Raw genomic sequence first — 21,310 nt, 5'->3', positions numbered from 1 at the left:
TCGCGCAGCTGCGCCATCTTGTCCAGCAGCTCGGCCGTGGCAGAGCTGCCGGCCGCGGGTTGCTGGTCAGCCAAGGTTGGCGTAGGCGTCGTTGATGTACTCCACCAGCGCTTCCTTTTCCTCCAGGGGCAGGAAGGATGCCTCGGCGGCGTTGAGGGTGAGCTCCAGGAGGTCGTCGAGGTCGTAGTCGAACGTCTCCACCAGCAGGTTGAACTCATCGGTCAGGGTGACGCCGCTCATCAGGCGGTTGTCGGTGTTGATGGTGACGTTGAAGCCCAGCTGGTACAGCATGTCCAGCGGGTGGCTTTCGATGCCCTCGCCAAATCCGGCGATCGCTCCGGTCTGGAGGTTGGAGGACGGGCAGATTTCCAGGGCGATGCCGCGGTCGCGGACCCAGCTGGAGAGATCGCCCAGGGTGACCAGGCCGACGGTGTCTCCGGCCTCGTCGTCATCGTCGAATTCCACCATGATGTCCTCGGCGATCCGGACGCCGTGTCCCAGGCGGAGGGCCCGGCCGTCAACCAGCGCGGACTGGATGCTTTCCAGCCCGGCGGCCTCGCCGGCGTGCACCGTGGCGGGGAAGTTGTGCTGGGCCAGGTAAGTGAACGCGTCCTTGAACCGGCTGGGCAGGAAGCCGTCTTCCGCGCCTGCGATGTCAAAACCGACTGCGCCTTGGTTGCGGTGTCGCACGGCGAGTTCGGCAATCTCCTGGCCGCGGTCGGCGTGGCGCATGGCGGTGATCAGCTGGCCCACCTGGATCTCCCGGCCGGTCTCTGAGACGGCCTCCACGCCTGCCTCCAGCCCATCCTGGACCGCTTCCACGGCCTCATCCAGGCTAAGCCCCTTCTGCAGGTGCTGCTCCGGCGCCCAGCGGACCTCGCCGTACACCACGCCGTCATCTGCCAGGTCTTCAACGAATTCCTTTGCCACGCGGAACAGGCCATCATAAGTCTGCATCACGGCCACGGTGTGGTCGAAGGTTTCCAGGTAGCGGACCAGGGAGCCGGAGTCTGCGGATTCGCGGAACCACTCGCCCAGGGCAACCGGGTCCGTCGAGGGAAGCGTGTGCCCAACGGCTTCCGCCAGTTCGATGATGGTGGCCGGACGGAGTCCCCCGTCCAGATGGTCGTGAAGGGAAACCTTGGGCAGGCTCTTCAGGTCGAAATCGATGGCGGGGGCGGCGTCAAGAATGGGCTCAGTCACGTTCCCACCTTAGGGTGGGGCGGGGTTCAAAGCCAGCCGCTACTTGGCGGCGGGACCCGCATCCGCCGAGGGCACCGTGAGGGGCCGGGTGCCGGGCCGTCCATCCTGGCCGGAAGCGTTTTCGGTCCATCCGCCGGCTTCGGCGTCTGCCTCGGGTTCATCGTGGCGGCCCAGCCGTTTGTGCCACCAGCGCAGGGCATGGTCAATGACGACGCCCAGGACAATCGCGAACACGACCGCGATGCCGGCGCTCAGGAGGGGGTTGTGGTGCAGCCAGGGGAACGAACTGGCCAGGACCCCGATGCCCAGGGAGTAGCCCACCCACGTCACGCAGGCAAAGGCGTCGAAGACGAAGAACCTGCGGTGCGAGAACCCGGTGCTGCCGGCCACGTAGTTGACGGCCACCCGTCCCCAGGGGATGTAACGGGCGGTGAAGATCAGCACCGCGCCACGCTTCTCCAGCTCGTAGCGGGCCCAGGCGAAGACTTTCCGAACCTTGGGCCGGCGCATCCACCCCCACCGGTCCAGTCCGATTTTCCGGCCGAGCATATAAGCCATGTTGTCGCCGCAAATGGCACCAATCAGGGCCGTCAGGCCAAGGATCCAGAGATTGGGTTCGCCGCTGTGCCGCGAGAATGCCGCCAGTGCCACGATGAGAGTCTCACTGGGGACCACCATGGCGAAGCCGTCCACGAAGAAGAACACCAGCAGCACGGGGTAAATCCACCACTGGCCCGCTGCATGGAGCACGGCCTCATTAATAAACTCCACGCGGTGTTGCTCCTGTAAAAAAATGGCACAGCCAAAGCGCCGCAGCCAAAGCGGAAATCGTTCCTAAGTGTCCCATGCGGGGGACGCAGTCCGCTACGCCCCGGTGCCCGGAATTTTCCGTTAAACGCGGGGCTCAGGTCCCGGGTTCCCGGATCCGTTCCACCACGTTGGGTTTACCCCGCAATTTGTTGATCACCAGGTCCATCAGGATGCCCAGGGCGACCGCACAAACGATGGCGATCGCAGCGCCCAGGACGTGGTTGTCCTCGAACCATTGGCCGAAAAACAGTCCGATCGTCACGGAGTATCCGGCCCACAGGGTGGCCGAGAGGATCGTCAGGCCAACGAACCGCAGGTGCGGATAGTGGGTAACACCGGCCGTCAGGTTGACCGCCACCCGGCCGATCGGAACGAACCGGGCCACCAGGATCAGCGACGCCGGCCGCTTGCGCAGTTCCCGGCCCGCCCAGCGGAAGGCGGTCTGCATGCGCGGTCCGCGCATCCAGGCCCAGCGGGTGGTACCCACCCGGCGGCCCAGAAGGTAGGCAATGTTGTCGCCAACGAAGGCGCCCGCGGCAGCCACCCCCGCTAGGAACAGGGGATTGGGAACATCCGCGGTGGCGGCGACGGCGGCGAGGCCCACCACCACGGATTCGCTGGGGACGGGCGGGAAGAAGCCGTCAATGATGCAGCACGCCAGCACCAGGACCAGCACCCAGGGCTGTCCGGCTGCGGCGAGGATGAAGTCGTTGATGGCCTGCATTGGTCCCTATGCTATGCGGTCGATAATCAGCTGCTGGGCAGGCCGCGAACCCTCCGGTGCGATGACCACCGCGTGTTCGAGTGCTTCCCGGGCCCTGGCGAACCGGTCCGGCGTGTCGGTTAGCAGTGTCATCAGAGGCTCCCCCGCCCGTACGGTGGCGCCCGGTTTGGCGTGCATCCGCACCCCGGCCCCGGCCTGGACGGCATCCTCCTTGCGGGCACGGCCGGCCCCCAGCCGCCAGGCGGCCACACCGACAGCCAGGGCGTCGAGTTCCACCAGTACTCCGTCCGCGGGCGAGTAGAGCACGTCGGATTCCCTGGCCACGGGCAGGGCGGCCTGCGGATCGCCTCCCTGGGCGGAGATCATCCGGTTCCAAACGTCCATGGCGCGGCCGTCCTTGAGCGCGGCGGCGGGGTCGGCGTCGTGCACTCCCGCAGCGGCGAGCATCTCTTCGGCGAGCCGGACGGTCAACTCCACCACGTCTTCCGGGCCGCCGCCGGCAAGTACCTCCACGGATTCCTCAACTTCGATGGCGTTGCCGGCAGTGAGTCCCAGTGGCGTGTCCATGTTGGTCAGCAGGGCCACCGTGTTGACGCCGGCGTCCTTGCCCAGGGCCACCATGGTCTCGGCCAGCTCCCGGGCCCGGGACTCATCCTTCATGAACGCGCCGCTGCCCACCTTGACGTCAAGGACCAGCGAGCCGGTGCCCTCGGCGATCTTCTTGCTCATGATGGACGAGGCGATGAGCGGGATGGCTTCCACGGTGCCGGTCACGTCACGGAGCGCGTAGAGCTTCTTGTCCGCGGGTGCCAGGCCTGCACCGGCGGCACAGATCACCGCCCCGACGTCCTGGAGCTGGGCCAGGATCTCGTCGTTGGTCAGGCTTGCGCGCCACCCGGGAATCGACTCGAGCTTGTCCAGGGTGCCGCCCGTGTGGCCCAGGCCGCGGCCGGAAAGCTGCGGGACGGCGACGCCGAAAACGGCCACAAGGGGGGCCAGCGGCAACGTGATCTTGTCCCCCACCCCGCCGGTGGAGTGCTTGTCCGTGGTGTACTTCAGGCCGCCGTCGGGACGCCTGAGGCTGGAGAAATCCATTCGCTCCCCGGACGCGATCATCGCGGCGGTCCAGCGGGCAATTTCCGCCCGGTCCATGCCGTTGAGCAGGATGGCCATGTTCAGGGCCGCCATCTGTTCGTCGGCAATGGCTCCACGCGTGTAGGCGTCGATGGTCCAGTCGATCTGTTCGGGGCTCAGGATGCCTTTGTCACGCTTGATGCGGATGATGTCCACGGCATCGAACGCCTCGGTGTTGCTGGTGGTTTGGGTCACCGGGTCTCCTCCAGATGTTGGGGGCCAAATGCGTCGGGCAGCACCTGGTCCATCGTCCTGATGCCTTGGGTGGTCATGAGTTCCATGTCCGGGGCGCGGAATTCGTAGAGCAGCTGCCGGCAGCGGCCGCACGGCATCAGGACCGTACCGTCCGCGTCGACGCAGTAGAAGGCGCGCAGCAGGCCGCCGCCGGTCATGTGCAGGTTGCCTACCAGGGCGCATTCGGCGCACAGGGTGAGCCCGTAGCTGGCGTTCTCCACATTGCAGCCGCTGACGATCCGGCCGTCCGTGGTGAGGGCGGCAGCCCCCACTGCGAATTTGGAATACGGCGCGTAGGCGTTCTTCATGGCGGCGACGGCGGCGGACTCCAGCACTTCCCAGTCCACGCTCTGTCCCTGAGCGGCGGCTGCCTTATCCATGGCCGTCACCCTTTGACGTACGGTATGCCGTCGGCCGCGGGCGGCCGGGACCGTCCCACCAGCCCGGCGACGGCGATCACGGTCAGGGCGTAGGGCAGCATCGCCATGAACTGGCTGGGCACCGGCGAGCCGATGATGGTGATGATGCTCTGCAGGTTGTCGGCGAAGCCGAACAGCAGCGCGGCCAGGAACGCCCCGATTGGGTTCCAGCGGCCGAAGATCATGGCCGCGAGGGCGATGTAGCCGCGGCCGCCGGACATGTCCTTGCTGAACGCATCCACCGACACCAGGGTGAAAAAGGAACCACCGATTCCGGCGATCGCGCCGCCCATGAGGACGTTGATGAAGCGGGTGCGGTTGACGTTGATGCCCACGGTGTCCGCCGCTTGCGGGTGTTCGCCGACGGCACGCACGCGCAGGCCCCACTTGGTGTGGAACAGCCCGACGTAGACGACGATGACGGCCACGTACATGAGGTAGCCCACCAGGGACTGGCGAAACAGGATGGGTCCGACAATCGGGATGTCGGCGAGGAACGGAATATCCACTGCCTGCAGCCGGCCGGGCTTGTTGAGGTGTTCCGGGTCCGCCGTGAGCAGGGTGGAGAACAGGAAGCTGGTGAGCCCGCTGATCAGGACGTTGAGGACCACGCCGACGATGATCTGGTTGACGAGGTACTTGATGCTCACCACGGCCAGGACGAGGGATACCAGCGCACCGGCGACTGCCGCCGAGATGAGCCCCACATAGACATTCCCGGTCACGGTGGCAACGACGGCGGCGGAGAACGCACCGAGCAGGAGCTGGCCTTCGATGGCGATGTTGACCACCCCGGCCCGTTCGCACAGCACGCCGGACAGTGAGCCGAACACCAGGGGTACTGCCAGGGTCACGGCGCCGGCCATGAGGCCGCCGAGGGAAATGGAGGGTTCGGGGTCACGGCCGCCGGCGACGATCCAGATCATGAATCCGACCAGGAAGACCACCGCGAAGATGCCGCCCAGCCATCCGGGGGTGCGCCGCCGCTGCACGGTCAGGAAACAGGCGTACCCGGCCAGTGCGAGCAGCAGGACCGCACAGCTCCAGCCCAGCGCCATCGAAGGCACAGTAATTTTTTCCACCCTGGCGACGCCCAGGGCGGCCAGGCCCAGGACGGCGACGGCGGCGATGGTGGTGGCTGGAATCCAGCGGTCCACTCCCCCGCCCTCCCGCCGCTGGCTGATCCAGCGGTAGCCGACATAGGCGGCGGCAGCCAGCGCCACGGCGAGGGTGATCCACGCTGCGGTGGAGGAAGCGTTCGGGTCGCGGGCTTCGGCGATCCGGAAACCTGCAGATTTTGAGTTGGCGAGGAACCCGAACAGCACGGTGCCCAGGATGGCGAGCAGGCCCAGGCCAACGCCGGCCTTCCAGCTCACCAGTTCGGTTGTGCCTGCGTGGCCTCCGGCGCGGCTGGCTCCGGATGTCTTGCCGGTTCCCTTCCCGGTGCCGGGCTGTTTGCCGGCCGGAGATTGTGTGGTGGCGCTCATGCTGCCGCTCCGCTCTTGACGCCGCCGGTACGCGAACCTGCGGTCCCACTTGTGGTGGTCTTCTTCTTACGGGGGTTGAGTCCGAATATCGCACGGACCAGCGGCGGTGCTGCGATGAACAGCACGATCAGGGACTGGATGACGAGCACGATGTCGATGGGCGTCTGTGTCTGGGCCTGCATGGCCACTCCACCGGCGCGGAAGGCGCCGAACAACAGGCCCGCGAAGAAGGTTCCCCACGGCGTGGAGCGTCCCAGCAGTGCGACCGTGATGGCATCAAAACCGATGGAGGCGGCCACACCGCCGGAGAGGTACTTTTCCGTGCCGGACACCTGGGCAACGCCGGCCAGGCCCGCCAGGGCACCGGCGATCGCCATCACCAGGATGGTGCTGCGGGCGACGTTGATGCCGGCGGTGCGGGCAGCGCTGGGGTTCGCTCCAACGGCGCGGAATTCAAAACCGATCGTGGAGCGGTTCAGCAGCCACCAGACGAAGGCGGTGGCGGCGATCGCGACCAGGAAGCCGGCGTGCAGGCGGAATTGCGGTCCGAGCAGTTCGGGGAACAATGCCGTGGAGTCAAGGAAAGGGGAGATCGGGTTGGTGGAACCCTTGCGCTGGAAGGCCGGAGTGGTGAGCAGGAACAGCAGCAGGAAGTTGGCGATGTAGTTCAGCATGATGGTCACGATCACCTCGTGTGCGCCGGTCCGAGCCTTCAGCAGGCCTACGACGCCGCCCCAGACCGCGCCGCCGACCAGGCCGGCCAGGATGACGACCAGCAGGTGCAGGCCGATGGGCAGGTGCCAGGCGAAGCCGACGTAGGCGCCGAAGAGCGCGCCGAAGATGATCTGCCCTTGGGCACCGATGTTGAACAGGCCGGCGCGGAACGCCAGCGCGACGCCGAGCCCGGCGCAGATCAGCGGGGTTGCGACAGTGAGGGTCTCGGTGATCGGGTACAGCTGGGCGGCGAGGTCGGCGCCGGCCCAGTTGAAGATGGATCCCTGCACCAGGGCGGTGTAGGGACGGATGACCTCGGTCAGGAGGTCTCCGGGCTGGGCGAAGAAGTAGCCGGCGGTGACGGCGACCTTCGGATTGGTCACTGCCATCAGGATGCCGCCGAGCACGATGGCCAGCAGCACGGAGAGGAAGGAGACCATGGCGTTGCCTGTGAAGATCTGGTGCAGGACGGATCCACTGCCGTCCCGGTCATGGTCCCGGCCGCGCCGCTGGGTGGCTGCCGGAACGGCGGACGGCGGCATCTGGCCGCCGGCGGTGTCCAGGACGACGTCGGCGGCGACAGCCTCGGAGGTGGTGCCGCCGGGCTCCTGGGTCCCGGGGGGCTCAGGGGCGCTGGTGTGGCCTGTGGCCTGCGGTTCCGGGGTTGTCTTTTCAGACATGGGATTCTCCTTCGTGGCCGGCAGGCTCCGATACCGTCGCTGTTGTCGTGGCGCCGGAGGCATGCGCGGAGGCGCTGGCTTCGGCTTCCGCGGCCGGGACACCGGCCATCATCAGCCCCAGCACATCGCGGGACGTGGTGGCGGGTACGATCCCCACCAGCCGGCCGCGGTAGAGCACCGCGATCCGGTCTGCCAGCTGCAGGACTTCGTCAAGTTCCGTGGACACGATCATGACCGGCGTTCCGTGGTCACGTTCGGCGATGACGCGCTTGTGGACGAACTCGATCGAGCCGACGTCAAGCCCGCGTGTGGGCTGCGAAGCGATGAACAGCCGGAGCGGACGGGAGAGCTCCCGGGCCAGGACCACCTTCTGCTGGTTGCCGCCGGAGAGGGTGCCCACCGCGGCGGACACGGAGGGCGTGCGGACGTCGAATTCCTCGACCTTCCTGGCCGCGTTCTCTGCGATCACCCCCGGTTTCATCCCCACGCCACGGGCGAAGGGCGCCTTGTCGTAGAGGTCCAGGATCATGTTCTCGGAGATGGTGAACGTGCCCACCAGGCCGTCAAGGGTGCGGTCCTCGGGGACGAAGCCCACGCCCGCACCGAGGACATGCTTGACGCTCTTGCCCAGCAGTTCCTCGCCGTCGAGCGTGATGGACCCGGCCACGTGCGGCTGCACGCCAAGGATCGCCTCGGTCAGCTCCGTCTGGCCGTTGCCTTGCACTCCCGCGATGGCGAGGACTTCGCCCTTGGCGATGTCGAACGACAGGTCATCGACCACGTGCTGGCCGTTGTGGTCCGTCACGGTCAGGTTGCGGACCTTGAAGGTCACCTCACCGGTCTTGGCCGGTGCCTTCTCGAGTGTCAGGCTCACCGTGCGGCCCACCATGGCGGACGCCAGCTCGGTGGGGGAAGCTGTGGGATCCGCCTGCCCCACCACCTTGCCGCGGCGGATGACCGTGATGGTGTCCGAGATGGCTTTGACTTCCCGCAGTTTGTGGGAGATGAAGACGATCGACTTACCGTCCCGTTTCAGCTGCCGGATGATGTCCAGGAGTTCGTCGGTCTCCTGCGGCGTCAACACGGCGGTGGGTTCATCGAGGATGAGCACCTCGGCATCACGAACGAGTGCCTTGATGATCTCGACCCGCTGCTGGACGCCGACGGGCAGGTCCTCCACCATGGCATCGGGGTCTACGTCGAATCCGTACTGGTCCGAGATGCGGCGGATCTTCTCGCGCGTGGCTTCCAGGTTGAGGAGGCCGGCGGCTTTGGTGGTCTCATTGCCCAGCGCCACATTCTCGGCCACGCTGAAGACCGGGATGAGCATGAAGTGCTGGTGGACCATCCCGATGCCGGCCGCCATCGCCTCGCCGGGGTCCTTGAAAGCAACGGGCTTGCCATCGACCAGGATTTCACCGTCGGTCGGATTGTACAGGCCGTAGAGCACGTTCATCAGGGTGGATTTCCCTGCGCCGTTCTCTCCCAGGAGGCAGTGCACCTGCCCCGGTTCGACGACCAAATCGATGTGGTCATTGGCTACCAAGGACCCGAATCGCTTCGTGATCCCTCTCAGTTCGAGTTTCAAAACCCCAACCAATCTGTGTGTGTATGGATCTGCTCCGGCGCGCTGTCGGCGGCGAGGCAGCGGGTAGTCCCAGCCTAGTGTCACGGGTGGTTCCTGGGCAGGGCGGGCAGGCGGCAAAAGGGACCGCGGGCATGGTGCTGACGACCGTACGTTGCCAGCAAAACAGAACGCGCTGCCCTCCGGCCGGGGTAACGGCGGAAGGGCAGCGCGCCCCGCGGTTCGGTGCTACTTGGTGGGGCTGGACTTCGACTCGACCTTGACGGTGCCGGAGATGATGTCCTTCTTGAGCTGGTCCAGTTCGCTCTTGAGGTCTGCCGGCACGGCGGAGTCGAGGTCGTGGAACGGAGCCAGGGCCACGCCGCCGTTTGCGAGGGTTCCGATGTACGGCGATGCGTCGAACTTGCCGTCCTTGTCGTCCTTGATGACCGTCTCCACAGCGGTGGCCATGGTCTTCTGGACGGAGGAGAGGATCACTGACTTGTAGTCCTGGGCAGTCAGGTAGCCATCGGAGTCAACCCAGATGAGCTTGGCGTCCTTGCCCTTGGACTTGGCGTCGAGGATGGCGCTGCCCGCGCCGCCTCCGACGGGTCCGGCCACGGGAAGGACAATGTCTGCGCCCTGGTCAAGGAAGCCCTGGGTCAGGACCTTGCCCTTGTCCACCTGCTTGAAGTCGCCGACGAAGGTGCCGTCCTGCTTGTCCTTGTCCCAGCCGATGAGCTGGACGCTCTTGCCCTTCTTCTCGTTGTAGTACTTCACGCCGTCGGCAAAGCCGTCCATGAAGATGGTGACGGTGGGGATGTTGATGCCACCGAAGGTTGCGACCTTCCCGGTCTTGGAGGTGCCTGCTGCCAGGTAGCCGGCCAGGAATGCAGCCTGGGCCGTGTCATAGACGATCGGCTTGACGTTCTTGGGGAACGTGGGGTCGTTGTAGTCGATGATGGCGAAGTGGCTGTTCGGGTTGGCCGTCGCGATGGACTTGGTGGCGTCGCCGAGCAGGAAGCCGACGGTCACGGTGAGCTTGCAGCCCTGCTGGACCATCGAGCGGAGGTTGGGGTCGTAGTCGGTGTCAGCCTTGGACTGGACGTGCTTCTCCTGGATGCCGAGGTCCTTGACCGCGCTCTGCAGGCCCTCGTAGCCGGACTGGTTGAACGACTTGTCGTCGAATCCACCGGAGTCGGACACCATGCATGCGGTGTAGTCCGATGCGGTAGCTGAACCAGAGGGGCCGGACGCGGACGGGGCGGCACCACAACCGGTGAGCAGCAAGGCGGACGCACCGAGGGTGGCCACACCGGCCATTGAACCGCGCTTGAAGCCGGCACGCAGTGATTTCTTCAATTTTCCTCCAGGGATGATGCGAGTGGCACTACGGGCTGGAATTCAATGAGTGTCCGTTTCGGCGCTGAAATTCTGTTTTCACTGAGGGCACGCAGCACTGCGCAGGAGCGCACTGATGGCACTTACTTTAGTGGCCTGCGCCACGTCCCCATAGCACGGCGGGAGCTGACCCCGAAGATTGTTTACAAGTTGTTACCAAGCAGTAGGGGCGCCCCCATTGGAGGCGCCCCTACTGCTTGTGGTTCTTTGGTTGCGGCTACTGCTGCACTACAGCCGGACCAGCATTTTTCCGGTGTTCGCGCCGTCCAGGAGATCCATGAATGCCTGCGGCGCGTTCTCCAGTCCGTCCACGATCGTCTTGTCGTAGCGCACGGTACCGTCTGCCAGCCAGCCTGCCATTTTCTCCGCGAACTCCGCCGCGTGCTGCCGCTGTCCGCCCACCAGGAAACCGCGCAGGGTCAGTTGCTTGCCGATGGCCTGCATCAGGTTGTGCGGCGCAGGGGTGGGTTCGGTGGAGTTGTACTGCGCGATGGCGCCGCACATTGCCACCCGGCCACCCACATTGAGGACTGCCAGGGCGGCCTCGAGGTGTTCGCCGCCGACATTGTCGAAGTAGACGTCGATGCCGGCGGGGCCTGCGGCCTTCTGCAGCTGCTCGACCACCGGACCGTCGTGGTAGTCGAAGGCTGCGTCAAAGCCAAGCTCGAGGAGCCGTGCCACCTTGGCAGGCGAGCCGGCCGAGCCGATCACGCGGGAGGCCCCCATGGCCTTGGCGATCTGCCCCACCAGGGAACCCACGGCACCGGCGGCACCGGAGACGAACACAGCGTCCCCCGGCTTGAATTCGGCGACCTTCAAGAGGCCGGAGTACGCCGTCAGCCCGGTCATGCCCAGGGCGCCAAGGAAGGCGGAGGCCGGTGCCAGGTCCGTGCGGGCCGGGGTGGTGGCAGCACCGTCAACGACGGCGTGCTCCCGCCAGCCGAGGGAATGCACGACGACGTCACCCTCCTTGTGTGCCGACGAACGGGACGCGATCACCTCGCCCACCGCACCGCCGTCGAGCGCTTTGCCAACGGCGAACGGCGCGGAGTAGGACTTCACGTCATTCATCCGGCCCCGCATGTAGGGGTCCACCGACATGAAGAGGTTCCGGACCAGGATCTGGCCGTCCTCAAGGGCGGGAAGCGGGGACCCTGCGAGTTCGAAGTTGTCGCTGGAGGGACGTCCCACGGGGCGCGAGGCCAGCCGGATTTCACGGGTGGTGGTGGCAAGTGCTGTGCTCATGCTGCGTACTCCAAAATCTTGATGTCAACGTTGATGTTGCCCCGGGTGGCGTTCGAGTAGGGGCAGACTTCATGCGCTTTGGCCACCAGTTCTTCGGCGGTGGAAAGGTCCAGCGCCGGCAGGGCGATTTCCAGTTCGGCGGCAAGCCCGAAGCCGGTTCCGCCGTCCAGCTGTCCCAGGTGGACCTTCGCTGCCACTGCCGAATCGGTGAGGTCGGCGCCTGCCTTGCGGCCTACCAGGCGCAGTGCGGAGTGGAAGCAGGCGGCGTAGCCGGCAGCGAACAGCTGTTCAGGGTTGGTGCCGCGGCCGCTGCCGCCCAGCTCCACGGGGCTGGCCAGGTCCACTGCCAGCTTGCCGTCGTTGCTGCGTGCTGTGCCGTCACGGCCTTCGCCCGAGGCAAGCGCCTCAGCGGTGTAGAGGGTCTTCACGAAAAGGTGTCCGTCCTGTTGGTGGGATGGTGCAGTGTGTCGCCGCTTAGAGCGACTGGTGCAGTGCGGCCGTGAGCTTGCCCAGGGTGGCGCGCAGTTGTTCGAGCTCCCCGTTCGAGAGCCCTGCGGCGTCGGCCAGCCGCTGCGGGATGGCCCGGGCCGGGCCGCTGAGGTCGCGCCCTGCCGGTGTGAGGTGGATTGCCACGCGGCGTTCATCCTCGCCGGACCGCCGGCGTTCCACGAGCCCCAGTGCTTCCAGCCGCTTGAGCAGGGGCGACAGGGTCCCCGAGTCGAGTCCGAGTTCCCCGCCCAGTTCCTTGACGCCGCGTGGCTCGCTTTCCCACAGCACCAGCATCACCAAATACTGCGGGTAGGTGAGCCCCAGCTCGTCCAGCACGGGCCGGTACACGGCGGTGGCGGCCCGGGAGGCCGAATACAAGGCAAAGCACACTTGGCGGTCCAGGCGAGGAGCTTCGGTCATGACAAAACCATAGCTCACAATTCAATTGTGCACAACTTAACTGGAGCCAAAGCACCCTCACGTTGGCCGTCGTCGTGATCGTGGAACGTTTCCGGCGGCGGGCATGGACAGCCCGCAGGGTGTAGCGGCCCGGCATGGACAGCCCGCAGGGCTTGGACGCCCCGGTGTGGCCGGCCCGCCGGGCGGCTACACTGCGGGCGGCTGCTCGAGGTCCCTGATGGTCCTCAACGCTGCCGCAGTGAGCACCCGGATACCCAGGCCGAGCGAGCGTTCGTCCAGGATGTAGTCGCCGCGGTGGAGGTCATAGTCCTCGCCACCGGGCGTCTTGGTGCCCAGGCGCATCATGGCCCCGGGAAGTTCCGCCAGGAACCAGGCGAAGTCCTCGCCGCCCATGGATTGCGGGGTCAGCACCACGGCGCTCTCGCCGATCTCTGCCCGCGCGGCCGCCTCGATGATGGCCGTTTCATGCTCGGAATTCACCACGGGCGGCACTCCCCTGGTGTGCTCCAGGTGGACATCCACTCCGTAGGGTGCCGCCACCTGGTGGACCACTTCGTCGAGGAGTTCGCCGGCGGCGTGCCAGGCGTCGCGGTCCAGGCAGCGCATGGTTCCTGCCATGTACCCCGAGCCGGGAATGGCGTTGGGCGCCGAGCCGGCGGTGATCTGGCCCCACACCACGGACACTCCGCTGCGGACATCAACCCGGCGGGACAGGACAGCCGGCACGTTGACGGCGATCTGGGCCAGGGCGAAGACGAGGTCCTCGGTGAGGTGCGGGCGTGACGTGTGGCCGCCGCGGCCGGAAAGTTCAATCCTGATGGTGTCCGAGGCCGACGTGATGGCCCCGATCCGGGTTCCGACCTTGCCCACCTCGATGCGGGGATCGCAATGCAGCGCAAGGATCCTCGGGACGCCCTCCAGCACGCCCTGCTCGATGCACGCATGTGCGCCGCCGGGCATGGTTTCCTCGGCGGGCTGGAAGATGATCCGCACTGTTGCGCCAAGCGGCGATTCCTGGTGCATCCGCTGCAATACCAGGGCAATGCCAAGCATGGTGGTGGTGTGCACGTCGTGGCCGCAGGCGTGGGTGACACCGTGGTTCCTGGACGCGAACGCCAGGCCGGTCTCCTCGATGATGGGCAGCGCATCTATGTCGCCGCGCAGCGCGGTGGCGATGGGGCCTTCGCCGACGTCCACGGTGAGGCCGGTGCCTTCCAGGCGGCGCGGGCTCAGCCCGGCGGCTTCGAGCCGTTCAGCCAGTTTGTCGGTGGTGCGGAACTCCTTGAAGGACAGCTCCGGGTGCGCATGCAGGTCCCGCCGGAATTCGATCAGTTCCGGCAGGAGCGGTTCAAGCCACGGAGCCACCAGGGCGGTGGGCTCGGCTTCAGTAGTGTAATTGCGCACTGTTTTACTCTAGCGATCGCGGCCCCGATAAGGGCCATTCACTGACGCCCCGTTACAACGTGCTCCTGCCGGCGCGCGATGCGCCGGCAGGTGAAGCGCTCACAGGACGTCCGTGTCGCCGCTGGCTTTGAGGGCATCGACCGCTGCCTTGACCCGCTGGGAATTGGCCATGGTGGTGACCAGCAGGGCGTCGGGCGTGTCCACGATGACAACATCCTGGATGCCGATCAGCGCGATGACGCGCTTGGTATCCGTGACCACAACACCGCTTGAGTTCTCGGTGAATACCCGCGCGCCTTCGCCCAGGACGGTGACGTCGTCCACTTCCTTCGCGCTGTTGAGGCGGCCAACGGAGGCGAAGTCGCCAACGTCGTCCCACCGGAAGGTCCCGGGCACGACGGCGACATCCCCGGCTTCGGCGGCGGGCTCGGCCACTGCGTAGTCGATGGCGATCTTGGGCAGGGTGGGCCAGATCCGGGCAGTGACTTCGTCACGCTCGGGCGTGTCCCAGGCTTGCGCGATTTCCTGCAGGCCCTTGAACAGCTCCGGCTGGTTGGCCTCAAGGTGCTTGAGCATGAGTGCCACGGGTGCCACGAACATGCCGGCGTTCCACACGTAGTCACCGCTGTCCACGTACTGCTGGGCCACCACTTCGTCGGGCTTTTCGACGAACTCCACCACATCGTGGGCGCTGGGCGCTCCGTCGATGTGCAGCGACTTGCCGGAGCGGATGTAGCCGAATCCGGTTGACGGGTGCGTGGGCTTGATGCCGATGGTCACGATCTTGCCGGCGGCGGCGGTGTGGATTGCCTCCCGGACGGCTTCCTGGAAGAGGTGGTCGGGGCTGATGACCTGGTCGGCGGCGAAGGATCCCATGATGGTGTCGGGGTCGCGCTCGTGCAGGATGGCGGCGGCAAGGCCGATCGCCGCGGCCGAGTCCTTGGGCTCCGATTCCAGGATGAGGTCGGCGTCCTGGACCTCGGGAAGCTGGCGGCACACGGCTTCGCGGTGCGCCTTGCCCGTGACCACCAGCACCCGGCGGCCCGCGAGCGGATGCAGCCGGTCGTAGGTGGCGCGCAACAAGGTGCTGCCCGATCCGGTGAGATCGTGAAGGAACTTTGGAGCTGCTGCTCGTGACAGGGGCCAGAGGCGGGTCCCCACTCCGCCTGCCGGAATCACCGCAATGAAGCGGTCAAGGGGTGAGGCCGGGCTTGTCACTTTGTCTGTACTCATCACGGCTACTTTAGCTGACAGGCCGCGGCCGGCAGCTGCGCCCCGTCATGAGCCGTTCACCGCTGCAGCCCGTCATCGCAGAGCCCAATAGACTGCATCCGTGTGGCGTTCGTCTCATTCTCGCCAAAAAACCGCTCCAGTGCTGGTCTCCAAGAATCTCCTAAATTGAATAAGCTGTAAGCGAAGCCTAGATTTAGGCCTGAGCTACGAGTGCTCTCGCAGCAGGCGTTCCCCCCGCATGGATCTCATGCCAGCGCCGCTGTGTGCAGGGAGGTTTATCAGTGCCGACAAAACCAGCTGGCACCTTGTACCGCGGCCGTGAAGGCATGTGGTCCTGGGTAGGACACCGCATTACCGGTGTAGTGATCTTTTTCTTCTTGTTGGTCCACGTCCTGGACACCTCGTTGGTGCGTGTGTCGCCGGAGGCCTACACCGCAGTGATCGGCGCCTACAAGAACCCGCTGATGGCGCTGGGCGAGACCGGCCTTGTCGCCGCCATCGTGTTCCACGCCTTCAACGGCCTGCGGATCATTGCGGTCGACTTCTGGAAGAAGGGCGCCAAGTACCAGCGCCAGATGCTGTGGGCAGTCCTGGCTCTCTGGATCGTGACCATGCTTGCGTTCTCCATCCGCCACCTGTCCCTCGCCCTCGGAGGTCACTAAGCCATGACTGCAACGATCGAGAGCCCCCGCAGCGGTCGGGTAGCTCCCCAATACCGCCGGAGCGGCGGTTCGCGCGGCAACTTCGAGATGATCGCCTGGCTGTTCATGCGCCTTTCCGGTGTGGTGCTGGTGGTCCTCATCTTCGGGCACCTGTTCGTTAACCTCATGGTCGGCGAAGGCATCCACGCCATCGACTTCGGTTTCGTGGCCGGCAAGTGGGCGGATCCGTTCTGGCAGGTCTGGGACCTGGCGATGCTGTGGCTGGCAATGCTGCACGGCACCAACGGTGTGCGGACCATCATTAACGACTACGCCGAAAAGACGGGGACCCGCCGCTGGCTGAAGACCGTCCTGTACGCGGCCGCCGTCGTCATCATCCTCCTGGGCACCTTGGTGATCTTCACCTTCAACCCGTGCCCCGTGGTGGACGGCGTTGCGCTTCCGGGCGGATTCTGCCCTGCCTAGTTCAGGCACAACCCCGGGCCCGCGGGCTTACCCGCGGGCCCTGTTTTGCGGAGCAGGCAAAGCCGCCCCGTTGTTTGATAGCGAATTTTGAGAGAAAGAGCGTCTGGTATGCAGGTCCATAAGTACGACGTCGTCATCGTCGGTGCCGGTGGCGCTGGCATGCGCGCCGCGATCGAGTCCGGTCAGCGCGCGCGCACAGCAGTACTGACCAAGCTCTACCCCACCCGCTCGCACACGGGTGCGGCACAGGGTGGCATGTGTGCAGCCCTTGCCAATGTCGAGGAAGACAACTGGGAATGGCACACGTTCGACACCGTCAAGGGCGGCGACTACCTGGTTGACCAGGACGCTGCCGAGGTCATGGCCAAGGAAGCCATCGACGCTGTGCTGGACCTCGAGAAGATGGGCCTGCCCTTCAACCGCACGCCCGAGGGACGCATCGACCAGCGGCGCTTCGGCGGCCACACCCGCGACCACGGCAAGGCTCCTGTCCGCCGTGCCTGCTACGCCGCAGACCGCACCGGCCACATGATCCTGCAGACCCTGTACCAAAACTGTGTCAAGCACAACGTTGAGTTCTACAACGAGTACTACGTCCTGGACCTGCTGACGGTCGAAGAGGACGCTGTCCGCGAGGACGGCACGCCCTTCAAGCAGAAGCGCGTGGCCGGCGTCGTGTCCTACGATCTCGCCTCCGGTGAACTGCACGTCTTCCAGGCAAAGTCCGTGGTGTTCGCCTCCGGCGGCGCCGGCAAGGTCTTCAAGACCACCTCCAATGCACACACCCTCACGGGCGACGGCATGGGCATCGCCTTCCGCCGCGGCATCCCGCTGGAGGACATGGAATTCTTCCAGTTCCACCCCACCGGCCTTGCCGGCCTGGGCATCCTGCTCTCTGAAGCCGCCCGTGGCGAAGGTGCCATCCTGCGCAACTCCGAGGGTGAGCGCTTCATGGAGCGTTACGCTCCCACTATCAAGGACCTGGCTCCCCGTGACATCGTGGCCCGCTCCATGGCCAACGAGGTCCGTGAAGGCCGCGGCTGCGGTCCGAACAAGGATTACGTCCTCCTGGACCTGACCCACCTGGAGCCGGCGCACATCGACGCCAAGCTCCCGGACATCACAGAGTTCGCCCGGACCTACCTGGGCGTGGAGCCCTACACGGAACCCGTTCCCGTGTTCCCCACCGCCCACTACGCCATGGGCGGCATCCCCACCAACATCACCACAGAGGTCCTGCAGGACAACGACACCGTGGTGCCGGGCCTCTACGCTGCCGGTGAAGTGGCCTGCGTGTCCGTCCACGGCTCCAACCGCCTGGGCACCAACTCCCTGCTGGACATCAACGTGTTCGGCAAGCGCGCCGGCGTGGCCGCCGCAGAGTACGCCAAGACCGCCGATTTCGTGGAACTGCCGGAGAACCCGCTGGCCTACACCACCGAACTGCTGGACATTGCCCGCAACGGCACCGGCGAGGAAAAGGTGGCCCAGATCCGCAAGGAACTGCAGGACACCATGGACGCCAACATGCAGGTGTTCCGCACGGCGGATACCCTGAACCAGGTGTTGCGCGACATCGCTTCCTTCGAGGAGCGGTACAAGCACATCAACGTCCAGGACAAGGGCAAGCGCTTTAATCTGGACCTGCTCGAGGCCGTTGAACTCGGCTTCCTGCTGGAACTGGCCAAGGTCATGACCGTGGCCGCCCTGCACCGCGAGGAATCCCGCGGCGGGCACTTCCGCGAGGACTTCCCCGAGCGTGACGACGAGAAATTCATGAAGCACTCCATGGCGTACAAGGATGACCATGCGCCGGCCGACGGATCGGCGGAATCAATCGCCGGCATCCGCCTCGCCACCAAGCCGGTTGTCTTTACCCGCTACGAGCCGATGGTGAGGAAGTACTAAGATGACCGCTGAAATCGCTGAGCCAGCCTCAAAGGTTGAACTGCCCGCCGGCGTAGGCGGAGGCGGGGAAATCCCCACGTTCGATGTCCACCTGCGGGTCCGCCGGTACAACCCGGAGGTTTCCGAGGAAGCCACCTGGGACGACTTCCACCTCACCATGTACGGCACGGACCGTGTCCTGGACGCCCTCCACAAGGTGAAGTGGGAGACGGACGGAACCCTTTCCTTCCGTCGCTCCTGCGCCCACGGCGTGTGCGGCTCCGATGCCATGCGCATCAACGGCCGCAACCGCCTCGCGTGCAAGACGCTGCTGAAGGACCTGGACACGTCAAAGCCCATCACGGTGGAGCCCATCAAGGGCCTGCCGGTGGAGAAGGACCTGATCGTGGACATGGAGCCCTTCTTCCAGTCCTACCGCGAGGTCATGCCCTTCCTGATCAACAAGGGCCACGAGCCCACCCGGGAGCGACTGCAGTCCGCGGAGGACCGTGAGCGCTTTGACGACACCACAAAGTGCATCCTGTGTGCTGCGTGCACGTCCTCCTGCCCGGTGTTCTGGACGGACGGGCAGTACTTCGGCCCTGCCGCGATCGTCAATGCCCACCGCTTCATCTTTGATTCCCGTGATGACGCCGGCGACATGCGCCTGGAGATCCTCAATGACAAGGAAGGCGTGTGGCGCTGCCGCACCACCTTCAACTGCTCCGAGGCGTGCCCCCGCGGCATCCAGGTCACCCAGGCCATCGCCGAGGTCAAGCAGGCCATCCTCGCCCGCAAGATCTAGGGTACGTCCAGCACCATTTGTAACAGCCGACGGCGCCGCTCACCATCCGTGGTGGGGGCGCCGTCGTCGTCGTATCATCACCGCAGCAACCAGGCCCGCACGCACGAAAGGGGATCTTCTTGTCCCGCTCCGAAAAAGTATCCTTTGCAGGCTCAACCGGCGAGACGCTGTCCGGAATCATCGACGTCCCGGAGGGCGACGTCAAGGGCTGGGGAGTTTTCTCGCACGGTTTCACCCTGGGCAAGGACAGCCCCTCCGCTTCCCGGATGTGCAAGGCACTGGCCGACAGCGGCATCGGTATGCTGCGGTTCGACAACCTGGGCCTGGGCGGCTCCGGCGGCGAGTGGTCCGCAGGCTCGTTCAGCCACAAAGTGGCTGATACGGTGAAGGCCGCGGAGTTCATGCGCGCGGAGGGAAGAGAGATCTCGCTGCTGGTGGGACATTCCTTTGGCGGTGCCGCCGTGCTGGCGGCCGCGCGGGAGATTCCCGAGCTCGACGCCGTGGCGACAGTCGGCGCGCCCTTCTCCCCCAAGCACGTGGCACACGTTTTTGATACCGCCCTCGACAGGATCCTCAGCGAGGGCAGCGCGGAGGTAGACCTGGGCGGGAAGCGGGTGGAGATCCGCCGTCACTTCGTGGAGGACCTGGAGAACGCCGACCTGACTGACTGCATCCGCCAGTTGCACAAGCCGCTGATGGTGCTGCACTCCCCCACCGACAACACGGTGGGGATTGAGAACGCCAGCACGATCTTCCAGACCGCCCGGCACCCCCGCAATTTTGTCTCCCTCGAGGGAAGCGACCACCTGCTGACCGGCAAGGGGCAGGCAGCCCGCGCGGCCCGGATCATCGCGGCCTGGGCCGATCAGTACCTCGACGCCTGAAACGCACCCCGTTCCAGGGCGTACCCCCGGCAGCCCTGCTTCTACTTGCCGATGGCAGCCTTGCTCTCGCTGATCCACTGCTCTGCCGCCTTGTCCGGCGCCAGCCGCTTGAACAGGACATCGGTGTTGATCCGGGCAGTGATCTCGGAGACGGCGGTTGAGCCTGTGGGTCCGATGTAGGTGGGGGCGAAGTCCATCTTGCCGATCCGGTTGATGTAGTCGGCCTCCACCTTGCCCTGTGGTGTGAGCATGTCCTTGATGGCGCTGCGCATGTCGGCGTTGCTGGGAACGCCCCTGTCGCTCTGGATGATTTTGGCCGCCGATTGGTCGTTGACCAGGAAGCTGACAAGCTTTGCCGCAGCGTCCGTGTGCTTGCTGCGGGCCGAGATGGTGTAGAACTGCGAGGACTGGAGCCAGATCCCGGGCGTGGGTGTTTCGCCCGGGAGCTTGAGCAGCTTGAGGTCGGCGCCGGAGGCCTTGCTGAGGGCGGACAGTGAGTTGCTCCAGGTGAGCATCATGGCAGCTTTACCCATGCCCATGAGCGTTTGCTCGGTGCTGACGTTGAGCTTCTCGACGGTCTCGGAGGCGCTTGGAGCCGCCCCGGTCCCGCTCAATTTCAGCGAGTAGTCAAAGTAGTCCTGGACAGTTTCCTTGCCCAGCCCCAACTGCCCGTCCTGGGTGTACAGCGATTCACCCCGCTGGCGGGCGAAGGCGTCCAGGGAGTCGTGGGTGAGCACCGTTGCGGTTCCATAGGTTCCCTTCGGACTGTGTGCCGTGACATCCGCCGCGATTTTCGCGAAGTCGTCCCAGCTCCAGGTGCCGTCATCCGGCAGCGGCACTCCCGCAGCTGCGAACACCGCCGGATTGACGACGATGGCCAGGGCGTTGGCGCCGGTGGACACCCCGTATTGCTTGCCTTTGACCTGGCCGTTTTCCAATGCGCCCTGGTCCATCCTGGACAGATCCAGCGGGCCGTTCACCGTGGACAAATCCAGCAAGGCACCCCGGTTGGCGTACTCCGCCGGATAGGCGCCACCCATGGTGATGACATCGGGAGCATCGTTGGCGGCTACCTGGGTGGCGAGCTTGTCGAAGTATCCGCCGATGTCCCCGTACTCCGGCTTGACCTTGATGTTCGGGTTGGCCTTCTCGAATTCGGCAATGGCCTTGTTGGTCAGGTCGGCACGGCCCGCGTTGCCCCACCAGGAAAACCGGATTTCAACAGGCCCGTCCTCGGCCTTGTTCGATGGGGTGCTGGAGCATGCGGAGGTGAGACCCAGGAGTGCCACGGCCGCCAGGATGGCAGTTGATTTACGAAGACTTCGGATAACTTTTCGCGTCATTGGGCAAGCTTCTTCCGAGATGGGAAAGCGGTTTCGTGAAACGTATCAAAGCCCTGCTTCCGACGTCAAGAGCCCATCATCACAGGACATGTTCAACACAGCG

The 21,310-nt window shown here is 65.5% G+C and carries 20 protein-coding genes; 5 read left to right on the top strand and 15 right to left on the bottom strand.

Annotation, left to right across the window (positions count from 1 at the left end):
* Positions 1 to 66 precede the first annotated feature (66 nt).
* The 14 genes from AB4Y79_RS11165 to AB4Y79_RS11100 all read right to left on the bottom strand — a co-directional run bounded on the left by AB4Y79_RS11165 (position 67) and on the right by AB4Y79_RS11100 (position 15,161).
* A complete protein-coding gene (locus AB4Y79_RS11165; protein WP_285244809.1) occupies positions 67 to 1,203 on the bottom strand; it encodes an adenosine deaminase in 1,137 nt (378 codons plus the stop codon).
* Positions 1,204 to 1,242: 39 nt separating this feature from the next.
* Positions 1,243 to 1,974 (bottom strand): DedA family protein, encoded by a 732-nt coding sequence (locus tag AB4Y79_RS11160; protein ID WP_441861505.1) that lies wholly within the window; start codon positions 1,972 to 1,974, stop codon positions 1,243 to 1,245.
* Between the two features lie 133 nt (positions 1,975 to 2,107).
* Complete coding sequence (locus tag AB4Y79_RS11155; protein ID WP_441861502.1) at positions 2,108 to 2,737, bottom strand: DedA family protein; 630 nt, start codon at positions 2,735 to 2,737, stop codon at positions 2,108 to 2,110.
* A gap of 6 nt (positions 2,738 to 2,743) precedes the next feature.
* Positions 2,744 to 4,066: a thymidine phosphorylase gene (locus AB4Y79_RS11150; RefSeq protein WP_441861499.1), complete on the bottom strand. Its 1,323-nt coding sequence runs from the start codon at positions 4,064 to 4,066 to the stop codon at positions 2,744 to 2,746.
* Entirely contained in the window at positions 4,063 to 4,485 is a 423-nt protein-coding gene (locus tag AB4Y79_RS11145; RefSeq protein ID WP_441861496.1) for a cytidine deaminase, read from the bottom strand. The genes AB4Y79_RS11150 and AB4Y79_RS11145 overlap by 4 nt, the downstream gene beginning before the upstream one ends.
* A gap of 5 nt (positions 4,486 to 4,490) precedes the next feature.
* Positions 4,491 to 6,011 (bottom strand): ABC transporter permease, encoded by a 1,521-nt coding sequence (locus AB4Y79_RS11140; RefSeq protein ID WP_441861493.1) that lies wholly within the window; start codon positions 6,009 to 6,011, stop codon positions 4,491 to 4,493.
* Entirely contained in the window at positions 6,008 to 7,405 is a 1,398-nt protein-coding gene (locus AB4Y79_RS11135; protein ID WP_441861490.1) for an ABC transporter permease, read from the bottom strand. The genes AB4Y79_RS11140 and AB4Y79_RS11135 overlap by 4 nt, the downstream gene beginning before the upstream one ends.
* Positions 7,398 to 8,993, bottom strand: a complete 1,596-nt coding sequence (locus tag AB4Y79_RS11130) for an ABC transporter ATP-binding protein (protein ID WP_441861486.1) — start codon at positions 8,991 to 8,993, stop codon at positions 7,398 to 7,400. The genes AB4Y79_RS11135 and AB4Y79_RS11130 overlap by 8 nt, the downstream gene beginning before the upstream one ends.
* Positions 8,994 to 9,218: 225 nt before the next feature.
* Complete coding sequence (locus tag AB4Y79_RS11125) at positions 9,219 to 10,331, bottom strand: BMP family lipoprotein (protein ID WP_441861483.1); 1,113 nt, start codon at positions 10,329 to 10,331, stop codon at positions 9,219 to 9,221.
* 267 nt (positions 10,332 to 10,598) lie between these two features.
* Positions 10,599 to 11,615, bottom strand: coding sequence for an NADP-dependent oxidoreductase (locus AB4Y79_RS11120; RefSeq protein ID WP_441861480.1), 1,017 nt, complete (start codon positions 11,613 to 11,615; stop codon positions 10,599 to 10,601).
* A complete protein-coding gene (locus tag AB4Y79_RS11115) occupies positions 11,612 to 12,043 on the bottom strand; it encodes an organic hydroperoxide resistance protein (RefSeq protein ID WP_387457224.1) in 432 nt (143 codons plus the stop codon). The genes AB4Y79_RS11120 and AB4Y79_RS11115 overlap by 4 nt, the downstream gene beginning before the upstream one ends.
* A 46-nt stretch (positions 12,044 to 12,089) precedes the next feature.
* Positions 12,090 to 12,524, bottom strand: a complete 435-nt coding sequence (locus tag AB4Y79_RS11110) for a MarR family winged helix-turn-helix transcriptional regulator (protein ID WP_441861476.1) — start codon at positions 12,522 to 12,524, stop codon at positions 12,090 to 12,092.
* 186 nt (positions 12,525 to 12,710) lie between these two features.
* The gene (locus AB4Y79_RS11105; protein ID WP_308931672.1) at positions 12,711 to 13,928 is read right to left on the bottom strand and encodes an amidohydrolase; all 1,218 of its coding nucleotides are present in this window, start codon (positions 13,926 to 13,928) and stop codon (positions 12,711 to 12,713) included.
* A gap of 99 nt (positions 13,929 to 14,027) precedes the next feature.
* Entirely contained in the window at positions 14,028 to 15,161 is a 1,134-nt protein-coding gene (locus tag AB4Y79_RS11100) for a mannose-1-phosphate guanylyltransferase (RefSeq protein ID WP_441861473.1), read from the bottom strand.
* A 281-nt stretch (positions 15,162 to 15,442) separates the two neighbouring features.
* Here AB4Y79_RS11100 and sdhC point away from each other — a divergent pair, with 281 nt between their 5' ends.
* The 5 genes from sdhC (at position 15,443) to AB4Y79_RS11075 (ending at position 19,864) form a co-directional block, all read left to right on the top strand.
* Positions 15,443 to 15,823, top strand: a complete 381-nt coding sequence (gene sdhC / locus AB4Y79_RS11095; RefSeq protein ID WP_081624141.1) for a succinate dehydrogenase, cytochrome b556 subunit — start codon at positions 15,443 to 15,445, stop codon at positions 15,821 to 15,823.
* 3 nt (positions 15,824 to 15,826) lie between these two features.
* Complete coding sequence (locus AB4Y79_RS11090) at positions 15,827 to 16,288, top strand: succinate dehydrogenase hydrophobic membrane anchor subunit (protein ID WP_441861469.1); 462 nt, start codon at positions 15,827 to 15,829, stop codon at positions 16,286 to 16,288.
* 108 nt (positions 16,289 to 16,396) lie between these two features.
* The gene (gene sdhA / locus AB4Y79_RS11085) at positions 16,397 to 18,196 is read left to right on the top strand and encodes a succinate dehydrogenase flavoprotein subunit (RefSeq protein WP_308931674.1); all 1,800 of its coding nucleotides are present in this window, start codon (positions 16,397 to 16,399) and stop codon (positions 18,194 to 18,196) included.
* Position 18,197: 1 nt separating this feature from the next.
* A complete protein-coding gene (locus tag AB4Y79_RS11080) occupies positions 18,198 to 18,980 on the top strand; it encodes a succinate dehydrogenase iron-sulfur subunit (protein ID WP_018761929.1) in 783 nt (260 codons plus the stop codon).
* A gap of 119 nt (positions 18,981 to 19,099) precedes the next feature.
* Entirely contained in the window at positions 19,100 to 19,864 is a 765-nt protein-coding gene (locus AB4Y79_RS11075; protein ID WP_441861465.1) for an alpha/beta hydrolase family protein, read from the top strand.
* Between the two features lie 41 nt (positions 19,865 to 19,905).
* Here the strand turns inward: AB4Y79_RS11075 and AB4Y79_RS11070 are convergent, their stop codons facing one another.
* Positions 19,906 to 21,207, bottom strand: a complete 1,302-nt coding sequence (locus tag AB4Y79_RS11070; RefSeq protein WP_441861462.1) for an ABC transporter substrate-binding protein — start codon at positions 21,205 to 21,207, stop codon at positions 19,906 to 19,908.
* Positions 21,208 to 21,310 lie beyond the last annotated feature (103 nt).

It is taken from the genome of Pseudarthrobacter sp. YAF2 (assembly GCF_052113345.1).
Lineage (GTDB): Bacteria > Actinomycetota > Actinomycetes > Actinomycetales > Micrococcaceae > Arthrobacter.
The sequence above is the reverse complement of the archived record's forward strand: the minus strand, read 5'-3'. Positions and strand labels throughout refer to the sequence as shown.

Bases quoted from the DNA above. Each gene is read 5' to 3' on its own strand.
- AB4Y79_RS11155 (WP_441861502.1), bottom strand. From the start codon at position 2,737: ATGCAGGCCATCAACGACTTCATCCTCGCCGCAGCCGGACAGCCCTGG.
- AB4Y79_RS11145 (WP_441861496.1), bottom strand. From the start codon at position 4,485: ATGGATAAGGCAGCCGCCGCTCAGGGACAGAGCGTGGACTGGGAAGTG.
- AB4Y79_RS11140 (WP_441861493.1), bottom strand. From the start codon at position 6,011: ATGAGCGCCACCACACAATCTCCGGCCGGCAAACAGCCCGGCACCGGG.
- AB4Y79_RS11135 (WP_441861490.1), bottom strand. From the start codon at position 7,405: ATGTCTGAAAAGACAACCCCGGAACCGCAGGCCACAGGCCACACCAGC.
- AB4Y79_RS11120 (WP_441861480.1), bottom strand. From the start codon at position 11,615: ATGAGCACAGCACTTGCCACCACCACCCGTGAAATCCGGCTGGCCTCG.
- AB4Y79_RS11110 (WP_441861476.1), bottom strand. From the start codon at position 12,524: ATGACCGAAGCTCCTCGCCTGGACCGCCAAGTGTGCTTTGCCTTGTAT.
- AB4Y79_RS11100 (WP_441861473.1), bottom strand. From the start codon at position 15,161: ATGAGTACAGACAAAGTGACAAGCCCGGCCTCACCCCTTGACCGCTTC.
- AB4Y79_RS11090 (WP_441861469.1), top strand. From the start codon at position 15,827: ATGACTGCAACGATCGAGAGCCCCCGCAGCGGTCGGGTAGCTCCCCAA.
- sdhA (WP_308931674.1), top strand. From the start codon at position 16,397: ATGCAGGTCCATAAGTACGACGTCGTCATCGTCGGTGCCGGTGGCGCT.
- AB4Y79_RS11080 (WP_018761929.1), top strand. From the start codon at position 18,198: ATGACCGCTGAAATCGCTGAGCCAGCCTCAAAGGTTGAACTGCCCGCC.
- AB4Y79_RS11070 (WP_441861462.1), bottom strand. From the start codon at position 21,207: ATGACGCGAAAAGTTATCCGAAGTCTTCGTAAATCAACTGCCATCCTG.